This window comes from Acetobacter malorum (assembly GCF_002153605.1).
GTDB classification, from domain to species: Bacteria; Pseudomonadota; Alphaproteobacteria; order Acetobacterales; family Acetobacteraceae; genus Acetobacter; species Acetobacter malorum_A.
This window is the reverse complement of the sequence record NZ_JOPG01000005.1, coordinates 226,586-240,607: the sequence shown is the minus strand read 5'-3', so window position 1 is coordinate 240,607 and position 14,022 is coordinate 226,586. Positions and strand designations below refer to the sequence as shown.

Genomic DNA, 14,022 nt, shown 5'->3' with positions numbered 1-14,022 from the left:
TACATGGCCAGCAAGTGGCATCGCCCTTGCGGCCACTGAGGCCGACGAGCGTGCTTTAGTGCGCGCCCGTGGGCTTGCCGCCACTTTTGATGCTGGACAGCAGGAAGCAGAACGGCACGCACAGGAACGCGCCAATCCCGAGGATCATGAAGACCTCATTATAGGTCAGCATGGCGACCTGACGGGAGAACTCCAGATACTGCACATGCTGGGCCACAGCCTGCGCGTTCTCCGGCGTCAGCCCCCGGTTGATGCCGGCATTCTGGGCCTGCGTCAGATACTCATTATACGGCTGGTTATAAGGCGTCATCCAGTGGACCATATGCGCCTGATGCGCCTGCTTCCGCTCCATCAGCAGCGCTGTGGCCCCGGAAATAGCCAGAGACCCCAGCACGTTACGCGCCATGCTGAACAGCGCCGACGCATCCGCATTCAGGTGTCCCGGAATAGTGGAATACGCAATGGTGGAAAGTGGCACAAACAGGAACGCAAGACATGCCGTCTGGCTCATACGGAAGAAGACCAGATGCTTAAAATCCAGCAGCGGCGTCAGTTGTGCTGAGAAGAACAGCGAGAGCCCCATCAGCGTAAAACCTAACGCGATGACGCTGCGGACGCTGAAAATGCTCATCAGCTTTCCCACAATCGGGATGAGGATAATGACTGCAATCCCACCCGGAGAAAGAACCAGCCCGGCCAGCGTAGCCGTATAGCCCATCACCTGCTGGGCAAACTGCGGGACGATAATTGCGGAGGAATAAAGCAGTGCGCCCATCGCCCCCATCATCGCCGTGCCCACAGCAAAGTTGCGATCCTTGAACACCCGCAGATCCACCGCAGGTTTATCCGTATGCAGCAGCCACATCACAGCGCCACCCAGCCCCAGCACGGCAAGCACACACATCACGCGGATAAAGGTGGAGCCAAACCAGTCGGCATCCTCACCACGGTCCACCATCACTTCCAGACAGCTAAACCCGATGGTGATGAGGCTGATACCGATCAAATCAACCGGGGCTTTTCGCTTTCTGGCCCACGGCGGATCTTCCACCAGCGCAGCCACACCCAGCGTTGTGAGAATACCGAACGGCACGTTGATGAAGAAGATCCAGCGCCATGAGAAGTTATCGGTAATCCAGCCGCCCAGCGTCGGGCCAATCACCGGCCCGACGACTGCCGCAATCGCCGTCAGCCCAAAGGCTGCCGCGCGTTTTTCCGGCGGAAAACTATCCAGAATAATGGACTGCTGGTTGGGTTGCAGGCCGCCCCCAAAGAAGCCCTGCATCATGCGGAACACAATCAGCTCCCCCAGACTGGTGGCCATGCCACACAGGAAGGAGGAAACCGTAAACATCACAATACAGATCAGAAAGTATCGTTTTCGGCCAAAAACCTTGCCCAGCCACCCGGAGATGGTGAGCACAATACCATTTGCGACGAGGTACGCCGTCAGCGTCCATGTCGCATCATCGTAGGTGCTGGATAAGCTCCCGGCGATGTGCGGCAGGGACACGTTGACGATTGTCGTATCAAGAATTTCCATGAACGCCGCCATCGTCACAATGAAGGCGACGGACCATGGATTATGCTTGGGCTTCCACCCTCCGGCGACGACCTCGTCCTGAGCACTCATTGCGCGGCGGTCTCATGGCCAGCTGTGGAGGCTGCTTTCTGGCGCTGCGCCACGGCCTGCTGCACATCCTGCGGCGCGGCGTCGGAATGGCCCTGCGTATCTACATGCACAACGGGGATCACGGACATGCCCAGAGCAAGCTGCTGGTTGGGGTCCAGACCGTCATCAATCAGGATTTTTACCGGCACACGCTGCACGATCTTCACGTAGTTGCCGGTCGCGTTTTCAGGCGGGAAGGCGCTGAAAGTTGCCCCTGTGCCCTTCTGCAGAGAATCGACATGCCCGTGCAGTTTGAGAGACGGATAGGCATCCACCTTGATATCCACCGTCTGACCGGGGCGGATGCGGGTGATCTGCGTTTCCTTGTAGTTCGCCATAACCCAGACTTCCGGCTCTACAATGGACAGCACAACCTGCCCGGCGCGGACATAGTTGCCCTGCTCCAGATTACGCTGGGAGATCCAGCCATCACACGGAGCGCGGATCACCGTCCATTCCAGATTGAGGTTTGCGTTATCCAGTTCGGCCTGATCAGCTTTTGCCTGACCTTCCTGCTGGCTAACCGAAATCTGGGCGTTCTTGATGTTCGGCTGCACCGGGGTGGCAATCTGTACGGCACCCTGCGCTTCCTGCACCTGCGCTTTTGCGGCTTCCAGCGCAGCGCGGGCGTAATCAATATCCTGCTGCGAGGTTGCGGCGCGTTCTACAGAATGCTGCCGTTTATAATCGGTTTCCGCTTTAAAAAGCTGCGCCTTGGCGGAAGCCAGGTTCCCCTGTGCCCGGACCAGCTGGCCCGGATAGCTCTGCAGAGCAACCAGGTGCATCATGTCACTCGCCTGCATCCCGGCCTGAGATTTTTCCAGCAGACCCGCAGCTTTATCGCGCGCGGCCTGCCAGTCTCTGGGGTCAATGCGGGCCAGAACCTGCCCTTTGCGGACAAACTGGTTATCGTTCACCAGCAGTTCCGTCACATAACCACCCACATGCGGGGCGATAGAGACGGCGCGGCCTGCGGTAAAGGCATCGTCCGTTTCTACTTCATTGCGCGTCAGGAACCAGTAAACCCCGGCCGCCACCGCCAGCACAATGACAACGCATGTCAGAATAATCTTGCCACGCCCGCTTTTCTTCTTCTCTGGCGGGGCGCTCCCGTTATCAGACGTTGCATCAGACTGCTCGTTATGGTCGTCGGCCATTCTGTTTCCCGTCCCTGAAACACACTTCATACACAAAGCCAGTCACGGAAGCGCTCGCTCCCGCTTCGCTGACCGATCGGTTCGGTCAGTATGTGGCATGATCGGAAAAAGGCTTCAAGCGGGCATACGACCCGCCGCGCCAGTTCCGGCTAAAAAGCGTTTCAGATGTGGGGAAAAAGACCCGCCTTAGCGGTCCAGCCCCTGCGTGCGAACCAGCCGGGCATACAGGCCATCCTGAGCAATCAGCTCGTCATGCGTGCCATATTCCACCGCACGCCCTTCCCGCATAACCACCACAAGATCGGCAGAGCGGATGGTGGAAAGCCGGTGCGCGACCACAATGGTGGTACGGGAATGGCGCAATGTGCCCAGCGCTTCCTGCACGGCGGCCTCGTTCTCGCTATCCAGCGCGCTGGTTGCTTCATCCAGCAGCAGCAGGCGCGGATTCCGCAGCAGAGCGCGCGCCAGCGCCACGCGCTGCCGCTGGCCGCCAGACAGACGCTGGCCACCGGGACCAACCACCGTGTCATACCCATCCGGCAGCGCCAGAATGAACGGCTCCGCTGCCGCCGCACGGGCTGCTTCCCGCACGGCCTCATCGGACGCATCTTCCTGCCCGATCAGAATATTATCGCGGATGGAAAGATCGAACAGCAGCGGGTCCTGACTGACATAGGCAATGGCATGCCGCAGGCTGGAGAGCGTGAGATCCCGCAGGTCCACCCCGTCCAGCATGATCCGGCCAGACGTTACGTCATGCAGACGGGGCACCAGAGAAAGCGCCGTGGACTTACCCGCGCCAGACGGCCCGACCAGTGCAACGGTAAAGCCGGGGGCCGCTTCCAGACTCAACCCTTCCAGCCCCACGCGCCCATCCGGGTAGATAAAGCCAACATCTTCAAACGCCAGATGCCCCTGCCCCGACGGCAGCGTTATGGCCCCGGCCCGTTCCAGAACAGCCGGTTTTTCATCAATCACATCAAAGACACGCACAAGGCCCGCCAGACCTTCCTGCAAGGCGGCATTCAGCGCGCCCAGTGCCCGCAGCGGCCTTGCTGCCAGCAGCAGAGCCGCCACAAAGCCGGAGAAATCCCCCAGCGTTGCCCCGCCCATCGCGGCACGCCAGCCTGCAAACCCCAGCACAGCCGCCACGGCAGACCCGCCCAGCGCTTCCAGCAGAGGGTCCACACGGGCGCGACCACGGGTAATACGCAGCATCGCGCTATAAAGATGGTCAAAGGACAGAGCAGCCCGCGCACTTTCTTTCTGCTCCATGCCGTACACGCGCACCGTGCGGGCCTGGGAGAAGCTTTCGGTCAGGAAGGCTGCTGTCTCACCGATTCTCTCCTGCATGCCACCAGAGGCCCGGCGCACACGTTTGCCGAGCTTCTGAATCGGCACGGCGGCGATTGGGTAAAGCAGACCGGCAATCAGGCTCAGTTCCCAGTCCATATAGAACATGGAGGCAATCAGCCCGACCACTGTCACCACGTCGCCCAGCGAGTTAACCGCGCGAATCATTGCCTCGCGGATGGAGACTGCATCCGTCGTAAAGCGGGCAGCAAGTTTGGCGGGTGGTTCACGCTCAATGCGGGTGACATCAGTTTGTACCAGATGGTCAAACATCTCGCCCTGCAAGCCGCGAATCACCACCAGCACCAGCCCCTGCGCTGCCAGAGTCTGCGCATATTGGGAGGCCGCCTTGGAAATGGTGATGAGCACCACCAGCAGCGGCACCTGATACAGAATGCGGGAATCATGCGTGGCAAACATGTCCAGCGCCCGCTGAATGACCAGCGGATACAGAGCCGTCAGAGCGGCAGTCAGCACCGTCAGCACAATTACCGCGGCAATCCGCGCAGGGTGCTGACGCACCTGCTCCCGCCAGAGGCGTTGCAGCAAAACGCGCGAGTCATCGGGCAGCAGGGAACGGCGGCTGGCAGCAGCCGCACCATCAGGCTTTGCAGAAGTCATGCGAGACCTCTACCAGCCTCATGCCTCGCTATGCAAAGGGGCACCCTAGCTTTGTGGTTTTAAAACCTTTTTCAGGAACGCCAGACACGCGTCCCGCGGCGGCGTGCAGCCCTCCGCCAGCCACCATGCACGCACCTGTTCCAGCACGGCCCCAACCTGCGGCCCCGGCGGGTGCCCTGCGGCCAGAACATCACGCCCGGCCAGAGGGAAAGCCGGCGGTGACATCGCGGAGAGCGCGCTTCTCAGCGCAAGCCAGTCGTTCGGTGTTGCACTGTCCGGCTTTTCTGCCTGCCGCAGCCATGTGCGCCCGAGCAGCACTTCGGGCGGGTCCTTCACCAGCAGGCGGCGCAGATCAGCGTCTGTCATGCCGGGCTCCGGTACAGGCCCATCGGACACGCCAATCAGAAACGCGCCCTCTGCCTTTGAAAGTTTCAGGCGACGAGCCAGCCCGGCTTTCTCTTCAGGCACCAGAGCCGCCAGACGCAGGACCGCATCCGCAGGCCCACCAGCATCCAGCATGCGCACCAGACGCGCACATGTCACACCCCCGGGGAACAGCACTGTCAGCACGCCTGTCCGATCCATCAGCGTCAGCACATCCGGCACATTCGGCCCGATCAGAATCCGTTTGAGTTCGGACCAGATTCGCTCAACAGAAAGCCCGCACAACAAATCCGCCTGCTGCGTAATGGCCTGCATGGCCTCGGGGTCAGGCTGATTGCTGCCATACCGCGCCTGAAAACGGAAAAAGCGGAGAATCCGCAGCGCGTCTTCCTCAATGCGGGTCGCGGCTTCTCCCACAAAGCGCACCCGGCCCTGCGCCAGATCATCCCGCCCGCCAAAATAATCATGCAGAACGCCATCCCGCCCGCGTGACATGGCGTTGATGGTAAAATCACGCCGGGCGGCGTCTTCCCGCCAGTCGGCAGTCCACGCCACGACGGCATGCCGCCCATCCGTTTCCACATCCCGCCGGAGGGTGGTGATTTCATACGGGGCGGCGTCAATCACCGCCGTCACCGTCCCATGCGCCAGACCTGTGGGCACGACCTTGATCCCGGCCTTTTTCAACGTCGCCAGCACCTGCTCCGGCGGCTCCGGGGTCGCCATATCAATATCGGCAACGGCCCGCCCCACCAGCAGATCCCGCACAACACCGCCTACCAGACGCGCCTCCGGCAGGACCTGCCAGATCAGCGCAAGCGCTTGGTTTTGCTGCGGAGAAAGGTGTGTTTCCGCGGCCTGCTGTTGCGTCGTCATATATCGGAGTTTTCGACAGGCATCCGGGCCAGCGGGAAGAAGCAATCACAACTCCACACGCCCATGCAAGGCACGCCATGACACATGCCGGGTTCTGCCAGCGCCGCCAGTTCATACCAGACCGGGCGAGACAGCCGCGCTTCTATCGGAAACTGCCCTTCTCCTGTGCGTACAAGCAGATAGGGCGGACACCCACCGTCGCCACAGGCCTCGCTCGGCACATTCCAGACAGCCCGAATCGGATGCTCACGGCTGGCGACCACGGGTTCATCCACATTGGTGCGGAAACACAGCTTCTGCATGCGGCCACAGCCTTTCCAGTCCAGCTCAACAGCCAGAAAGGGCACGTCCTCTACGTCAATATATCCCGTCTCAAACGGGGAGCGCAGCAGATAGCCGCCGGCCTCATCCCGCGTTAGCAAGGAGCCGAACAGACAGACCATTTCCTTCCGCTTGATGGGTGACCCGCGATAAAGCCAGACACCATCACGACGAATAAGAAACGGCAACTTCCCCGGCGCCTCGCCCGTTGCGGCTTTTTCCGTGCAGGCGGTGTGGTGAGACACCGCATTCTTCTGGGTTTGGCCTTCAGCATTCACCGGTGGAGCATCCTGTTCGTGACTGTTTCACTGCTTTGAGCATGATATAGGGATGATACCCCGCTTGATGTAAGCCCTGTATCTGTCAGACTGGACCCATGACCTCATCAGACACATCGCCCCTCGCCAGCCAGCCTGCCACCATGCCCGACGTGCGTGAAGCGGATATGATCTGTGAACGCCTCCAGCGCGCCCGGCAGGAAACGTCCCGTATCATCTTTGGTCAGGACAAAGTGATCAGCCAGACGCTGACCGCCATTCTGGCCGGCGGCCATGCGCTGCTGGTGGGTGCGCCGGGTCTGGGCAAGACATTGCTGGTGACAACGCTTGGCACCGTGCTGGGGCTGGATGCCCGCCGCGTCCAGTTTACGCCGGACCTGATGCCCTCTGACATTACCGGCAGTGAAATTCTGGATGAGGACGCCTCAGGCCGCCGCAGCTTCCGCTTTGTGCCCGGCCCTGTGTTCTGCCAGTTGCTGATGGCGGATGAAATCAACCGCGCCAGCCCGCGCACGCAGTCCGCCCTGCTTCAGGCCATGCAGGAACGTCGCGTTGCCATTGCCGGGGCAGAACATCCGCTCCCGCGCCCCTTCCATGTGCTCGCCACCCAGAATCCGCTGGAGCAGGAAGGCACCTACCCGCTGCCGGAAGCCCAGCTTGACCGCTTCATGCTGCAAATCCCGCTGACCTTCCCGGATGAGCAGGCCGAACGCACCATGCTGCTGGCTACCACCGGCACGCAGGACGCACAGGCCCAGCCGATTATGGACACCACTGGGCTGATGGACGCACAGGCTCTGGTCCGCCGCCTGCCGGTTGGTGAAAAAATTGTGGATGCCATTCTGGCTCTGGTCCGCTCAGCGCGGCCGGAGACCTCACCGGATGAAACCCTCCGCAGCCAGATTGCGTGGGGTCCCGGCCCGCGTGCCGCACAGGCGCTGATGCTCGCTACCCGCGCCCGCGCCCTGCTGGACGGACGCCTCTCCCCCAGTCTGGATGACGTAATTGCCCTTGCCCGCCCTGTGCTGGCGCACCGTATGGCGCTGACCTTTGCCGCCCGGGCAGACGGCGTGCAGCTGGACGATGTGCTGACACGGCTCGTCAACCGGCTGGGCTAACCCTTTGGCACGGCCTGTTTTTTCTCCATCCGGTCTGTTCCGTCGCCTGTTCACTCAGGGAGCGCCGTCTGCTGCACGCTCCTCCGCAGAGCGTGAAGGCAGGGCCAACGCCAGCACGGCTGAATCCTCTGGCGGCCTGTTCGGAGCATTCCACACCCGCGCCCGACGGCCTGATTCGTCTCCGGCTCTGACCGCAAACACCACCAACACGGCCGCCGCTCTGGCGGCACGCCTGCCGGGGCTGGTGCTTCAGGCCGACCATATTGCCGCAACCCTGTTTGCCGGGCAGCACGGTCAGCGGCGCTCCGGCGGCGGAGAAACCTTCTGGCAATACCGCCAGGCTTTGCCGGGAGAGCCGGCCAACCATATCGACTGGCGGCAGTCTGCCCGCAGCACACACGCCTATGTGCGTGAAACGGAAGCCGAATCCGCCCAGACCGTTTTCATCTGGTGTGACCTGTCCCCCTCCATGGCGTGGCGTTCCAGCCCGTCCCTGCCGGAAAAGCAGGACAGCGCCATTCTGATCGCCCTCGCAACCGCAGCCCTTCTGCTGCGGAAGGGGGAACGTGTTCAGCTCCTCACCCCCTCCGGCCCCGCCATTCTGCCCCCCGGAGGCAGCCCGCTGGAACGACTGGCCCTGGGGCTGGCCCAGCTTGCGAGCACACCTGATACCAAACGTCCGGCCCTGCCTCCCTCCGCCGTGCTGCCGCGTTATGCCCAGTTGCTGGTCGTCAGTGATTTTCTGTGTGCAGAAGAAGCCTTTCAGACCTGCCTGCATCATCTCGCCGGTCGCCCCGTCCGCACTCATCTGGTGCAGGTCACGGACCCGGCGGAACGCACTCTGCCGTATCAGGGCCGCGTGCGGTTTGAGGGGCTGGAAGGTGAAGCGGAAATCGACCTCCCCAACGTGCAAAGCCTGCAACAGGACTACGTGCATCTGGTCGAAGCACGAAACGCACAGCTGACCACCCTCGCCACCCGTTACGGGCATGACCTTGTTCTGCACAGCACGGAAGCTCCGCCCATGCCCACACTGCTGGCGCTCCATGCTCTTCTGTCCGGCCACTCCGGGGTGCGCTCATGATTTTTCTTGCCCCGCTGGCTCTGTTTGGCCTGCTGACACTCCCGGTTGTCTGGTGGCTGCTCCGCGCCACGCCCCCTGCTCCGCGTGCCCAGATTTTTCCGGCAGTCGCCCTGCTGCGCACTTTGCGCCCACATCAGAATGATGCCGTCCGTTCTCCTTTATGGCTCCTGCTGGTCCGGCTTGCTGCTGTGGCTTGTCTGGTTCTCGGGCTGGCTCAACCTGTCATGCAGGGAGACCGCCTGCCCAGCACCGGCCACGGCCCGCTACTGCTGGTGATGGATGATGGCCTGTTCTCCGCCTCAGACTGGGGCCGTCGCATCGCCACGGCCCAGGGGCTGGTAGAGGATGCCGACCACGCCGGTCGCAGCATTCTGTTTGTCCGCACGACTCCCGCTGCTGACGGCCACGAGGTCCAGCCCCCTACTCCGCGCGCCGCTGTGGCTGTACGGCAGGAACTGGACAGCATGCGCCCGGCCCCCTGGCGCACGGATCGCGCTGCCGTGGCTCAGGCGTTAAATAAACTGCCCCACACCAATGGCACCGTACTGTATCTGGCAGATGGCGTTACCTCCCCGGGTGATGAGGCCTTTGCCCGCGCCCTGCGCGCTTTTGGCCCCGTGCAGGAAATCCACTTCCCGGACGCCTCTGTTCTGGCCCTTGCTCCGGCTGCTGAGCGTAACAGCACTCAGATGGCCCGCCTTCTGGCGCTCCCCCAGCCCGCCCCACGCTCCCTGTCCGTACGCGTTCATGCGCAGGATGGCGGGACGCTCGCTGTTTTGCCGCTGGTTCTACCTGCCGGAGCCGCGCAGATGGATGTGCCCGTCACGCTGCCGACCGCCGTGCGCAACCGGATTGACCAGCTTTCTCTGGCTGGTCAGGCCAGTGCTGTAACCACGCTCCTATTTGATGAAGGCGACCGCCTGCGCCCTGTGGGACTGATGACCTCCGGCGCAGCGGATACCCCGCTTATCGGCCCGCTATTCTATCTGCGCCGTGCCCTCGCCCCCACGGCAGACCTGCATGAGGGCACGCCTGCTACCCTGCTGGCTCAGCCGCTCTCAGTCATCATCGCGCCAGATGGCACGCTGGCAAATCCGGCTATCCGCCAGAAGGTAAAGGACTGGGTGAAAAAGGGTGGCACCCTGATCCGCTTTGCAGGCCCCGCTCTGGCTGGCGCGCAACATGGCGCTAGCGCAGACAGTTCTGAATCTGCCCCCGAGGCCCCTGCGGGAGACGACACAGACACAGCAGAAACCCGCCCCGCAGCGGGCGGCCCCTCAGCAGACCCAACGGCTGATCTGCTCCCCGTCGCCTTGCTGGACGGCTCCCGTCAACTCGGCGGCACCATGACGTGGGGCGCGCCGCAAAAGCTGGCCCCGTTTGATGCCACCTCTCCATTCCACGGGCTGGATATTCCGGCAGATGTCACCATTTCCCGGCAGGTTCTGGCCAGCCCCGTGGCAGACCTTGCTGCCCATAGCTGGGCGCGTCTGGCCGATGGAACGCCACTGGTGACCCATGCGGCACTCGGCAAGGGCGACATCATCCTTTTCCATGTCAGCAGCACAGCAGACTGGTCTAACCTGCCGCTCTCCGGCCTGTTTGTCTCCATGTTGCAAAGGCTGATAGACCACGCCAATGGCGTAACCATTCCTGCAGATGACACGCTTCTGGCACCAGTGCTGACACTGGATGGAGATGGCGTGCTCGGCCCGCCTCCGCCCGCAGCGCGCGGCCTGAAAGCGAGCGATTTTGCCCGCACAGCCGTCTCTCCCGCCCATCCGCCCGGCCTGTATGGCCCGCGCGCAGCCCGTCGCGCGCTGAACGCTAGCAGCCAGATCACAGCACTTGCCCCGGCAACGCCGGTCGGCACCGTCACCAGCCCCGGCGGACGCAGGCCGGATACGGCGCTGGCTCCGTTCTTCCTCTGTGCCGCCGCCCTTCTGCTGCTTATGGATGGCCTGCTGGTTCTGGCCATGCGCGCGGGGCTCTCCCTGCGCAGAGTGATCGGCCACCATCCCGGCAAACAGAGCCTGTCACTGCTACTGGCTGGCGCGCTGACACTCCCGGTTCTCGCTTACGCACAAGGGGCATCGTCTGAGCATAATGCAGCAGCCGCTGGCGGAACCGTTGGAACGAATACGGCCGCAGGCACACCGGCTTCGACCACATCCTCTTCAGCAACGGCTCCCTCCGGCCCCACGCCGGTTCCCGGAGCGGCTCTGGAAACACGACTGGCCTATGTCATCACCGGCCATGACGATATTGATACCGTTTCCCGGCAGGGGCTTCAGGGCTTGTCGGACTATACCAATGCCCGCACCTCCGCCATGCTCGGTCACCCGGATGGGGTTAGGCCCGGGCAGGATGATCTGAGCTATTACCCCCTGCTCTACTGGCCCATCACGCCGGACGCCGCGCCGACACCAGCCATGACTGCTGCCCTCACCGCCTTTATGGCCCACGGCGGGATTGTGCTGATTGACACGCAAGGGCAGGATTCCGGGAGCCAGACTGACGCTTCCGGCCCCTATGCGGGCGACGCCCCCGGCACGCGCTCAGCGCTGCGCCGCGTGACAGCCGGCCTGCCCATTCCGCCCCTCATGACCATGACGGACCATCACCTGCTGGCGCACACTTTCTACATGCTGCACGAATTTCCCGGCCGATATGCGGAACAGCCCGTCTGGGTGGCGCGAGAAGGAGAAGCCGAGAATGATGATGTCAGCCCGGTGATTATCGGCTCCGCAGACTGGGCACACGCCTGGGCGGTGGATGAAAGCGGCAATACCCCGTTTGCCGTCCTGCCGGATGGCGCAGACCAGCGGCAACTGGCCTACCGCTTTGGCGTCAACACCATCATTTATGCGCTGACTGGTAACTACAAGGCCGATCAGGTGCATGTGCCCATGTTGCTCAAGCGGCTGGGAGAATAAGCACCATGCCTCAGTCTCTCGCCCGTTCTCTTGGTTTTGCGCCGCTGGTGCCGCTCTGGGTGCTGGTAACACTCGGTATTCTGGCAGTTGTCCTGTGCGCCTATGCCCTTTTCCGCCGCACGAAGGGCGCGTTCTTGCGGCTGGCGGCGCTACTCTCCGTTCTGGTGTGGCTGGCCGGGCCGCAGCGCCTGCATGAAAGCTGGCATGTGCTGCCGGAAACGGCGTTGCTGCTGGTGGATCAGTCGCCCTCCATGTCCGTCGGGCAACGCGCCGCTATTGCGCGGCAAGCAGCCAGCACACTGGCACAGGCCCACACAGATGGGCTGAACCTGCGGACCGTCACCGTTCGGAATTCCGGCCATAACGGCACCCGTCTGTTTGATGCGCTGGAGCAGGCCGCCGCCGATGTTCCGCCGGACCAGCTGGCCGGAGTGGTCATGATTACGGATGGTCAGGTCGCCGATATCCCGGCCAGCGTGCCGGACCGCCTGCGCCCCACCACGCCAGACGGCAAGCACCTCACCCTCCCTCTGCATGTTCTGCTGCCCGCCAAAGGCGAGGAGACCGACCGTCAACTGCGCATTTTGCAGGCTCCGCCCTACGCCATTGTCGGCCAGCCCGCCAAACTGCGCGTGCAGGTGGATGATGCCGGGCCGGGCACCACACCCGGCGCACAGGCAGACGTCACCCTGCGGGTGAATGGGGAAGATCCGGTTGTCATTCCCGTCCGCACAGGCTCCCCGCAGGATATTTCCCTGCCGGTGCCGCATCCGGGCCAGATGCTGGTCAGCCTTTCCGTAGCCCCGCTGGAAGGCGAGGTCTCACAACTTAACAACCAGTCCGTCACCCACATTACCGGCATCCGGGACCGTCTGCGCGTTCTGCTGATTTCCGGCACACCCAATCAGGGTGAACGCGTCTGGCGGCGTTTGCTGAAGGCTGATCCGTCGGTTGATCTGATTCACTTCACCATTTTGCGTCCACCGGACAAAGATGATGGCACCCCGCTGTCCGATCTGGCTCTGATCGCTTTCCCTGTGCGGGAGTTGTTTCAGGACAAGATCGACCAGTTTGATCTGATTATTCTGGACGGGTTTGAGAACAGAAACATTTTGCCGCACGCCTATCTGAACAACATCGCCAGCTTTGTACGCAAAGGTGGCGGACTGTTGCTGACGGGCGGTCCGGAATTTGTCGGCCCCGGCACGTTGCAGGACACGCCTGTAGGAGACATTCTGCCCGCCCATGTGCCTTCTGAGGGCGGCATGGTCGAACAGCGTTTCCGCCCAAAGCTGACAGCTGAAGGCCGCCGCCATCCAGTCACGGCGGCCCTGCCCGGTGCGCCACCACAGAACAGTTCTGCGGACACAGCCCAGACCATACCCGGCCAGTGGGGCCCGTGGTATCGCGCCCTTAAGCCCGATTCCACGCATGGTCAGACCCTGATGAGCGGGCCGGATAACGCCCCGCTTCTGGTGCTGGACCATGTGGATCAGGGGCGTGTCGCCCTCTTGCTGTCTGACCAGATCTGGCTGTGGTCTCGTGGTGAAGGCGGCGGCGGCCCGCAGGCCGAGCTGCTGCGCCGGATCTCGCACTGGCTGATGAAAGAGCCGGAGCTGGAAGAAGAGCAGTTGACGGCCGCGATTGCTGGCGGAGAACTGACTGTAACCCGTCGCAGCACAGCAGATGCCGCGCAAAAAAGTGTGACCGTCACCCCGCCCGGCAGCCCAGCCATCAGTCTGGCGTTAAAGCCGCCAGCGGAAGACGCCGGGAATAAGGAAGACGCAGCCGGCCTCAGCGTGGGCCGCATGCAGGCCGACAAGCCGGGCATCTGGCAAGTGGATGACGGTACGCACAAAGCCTTTGCCGCGCCGGTGCAGCCGGACCCGCAGGAATTTGCAGACCTCCGGGCGACGGCCACCCGGATAAGCTCTGTCGTTTCAGCCTCTGGTGGCGGCGTGTTCTGGTCCGGGGATAACAGTGCCTCCCCCCGCGTTCCGTCCCTGCGGCTGGCAGACGGCAGCACCCAGCACGGAGCGGACTGGATGGGATTCCCGCACCGCAACGCGCATGTTGTCACAGGTAAAAGTGCCACGCCCCTGCTGCCGGCATGGCTTATGCTGGGTCTGTCGCTCTGCCTGCTGTTTGCAGGCTGGTGGCGGGAAGGACGACGCTGAATACCGTTTTCCTTTCCGCCCGCACGCGGGTGTGATAAATAATGA

Annotated in this window: 9 protein-coding genes; 4 read left to right on the top strand and 5 right to left on the bottom strand. The window is 62.7% G+C overall.

Annotated features, from left to right (window positions below; all coding sequences use genetic code 11):
* Nucleotides 1-55 precede the first annotated feature (55 nt).
* The 5 genes from HK23_RS02860 to HK23_RS02840 all read right to left on the bottom strand — a co-directional run bounded on the left by HK23_RS02860 (nucleotide 56) and on the right by HK23_RS02840 (nucleotide 6,629).
* On the bottom strand, nucleotides 56-1,633 hold the full coding sequence (locus HK23_RS02860; RefSeq protein ID WP_086652779.1) for a DHA2 family efflux MFS transporter permease subunit: 1,578 nt from the start codon (nucleotides 1,631-1,633) through the stop codon (nucleotides 56-58).
* Nucleotides 1,630-2,829 carry an HlyD family secretion protein gene (locus HK23_RS02855; RefSeq protein WP_086652778.1) on the bottom strand — a complete coding sequence of 400 codons (1,200 nt, stop codon included), beginning with the start codon at nucleotides 2,827-2,829 and terminating at the stop codon, nucleotides 1,630-1,632. The genes HK23_RS02860 and HK23_RS02855 overlap by 4 nt, the downstream gene beginning before the upstream one ends.
* 186 nt (nucleotides 2,830-3,015) lie before the next feature.
* Nucleotides 3,016-4,803, bottom strand: coding sequence for an ABC transporter ATP-binding protein (locus tag HK23_RS02850; RefSeq protein ID WP_086652777.1), 1,788 nt, complete (start codon nucleotides 4,801-4,803; stop codon nucleotides 3,016-3,018).
* Nucleotides 4,804-4,848: 45 nt separating this feature from the next.
* The gene (locus HK23_RS02845; RefSeq protein ID WP_086652776.1) at nucleotides 4,849-6,063 is read right to left on the bottom strand and encodes a CCA tRNA nucleotidyltransferase; all 1,215 of its coding nucleotides are present in this window, start codon (nucleotides 6,061-6,063) and stop codon (nucleotides 4,849-4,851) included.
* Nucleotides 6,060-6,629 (bottom strand): DUF1285 domain-containing protein, encoded by a 570-nt coding sequence (locus HK23_RS02840; protein WP_256940033.1) that lies wholly within the window; start codon nucleotides 6,627-6,629, stop codon nucleotides 6,060-6,062. Before HK23_RS02840 ends, HK23_RS02845 begins: the two co-directional genes overlap by 4 nt.
* A 131-nt stretch (nucleotides 6,630-6,760) precedes the next feature.
* Here HK23_RS02840 and HK23_RS02835 point away from each other — a divergent pair, with 131 nt between their 5' ends.
* The 4 genes from HK23_RS02835 to HK23_RS02820 are packed head-to-tail and all read left to right on the top strand — an operon-like array spanning nucleotide 6,761 to nucleotide 13,977.
* Nucleotides 6,761-7,780 (top strand): AAA family ATPase, encoded by a 1,020-nt coding sequence (locus HK23_RS02835; protein WP_086652774.1) that lies wholly within the window; start codon nucleotides 6,761-6,763, stop codon nucleotides 7,778-7,780.
* Nucleotides 7,781-7,784: 4 nt separating this feature from the next.
* On the top strand, nucleotides 7,785-8,864 hold the full coding sequence (locus HK23_RS02830) for a DUF58 domain-containing protein (RefSeq protein ID WP_256940028.1): 1,080 nt from the start codon (nucleotides 7,785-7,787) through the stop codon (nucleotides 8,862-8,864).
* Nucleotides 8,861-11,800, top strand: coding sequence for a DUF4159 domain-containing protein (locus HK23_RS02825; RefSeq protein WP_086652773.1), 2,940 nt, complete (start codon nucleotides 8,861-8,863; stop codon nucleotides 11,798-11,800). The genes HK23_RS02830 and HK23_RS02825 overlap by 4 nt, the downstream gene beginning before the upstream one ends.
* Nucleotides 11,801-11,805: 5 nt before the next feature.
* Nucleotides 11,806-13,977, top strand: a complete 2,172-nt coding sequence (locus HK23_RS02820) for a hypothetical protein (protein WP_086652772.1) — start codon at nucleotides 11,806-11,808, stop codon at nucleotides 13,975-13,977.
* The last annotated feature ends 45 nt before the right edge of the window (nucleotides 13,978-14,022 follow it).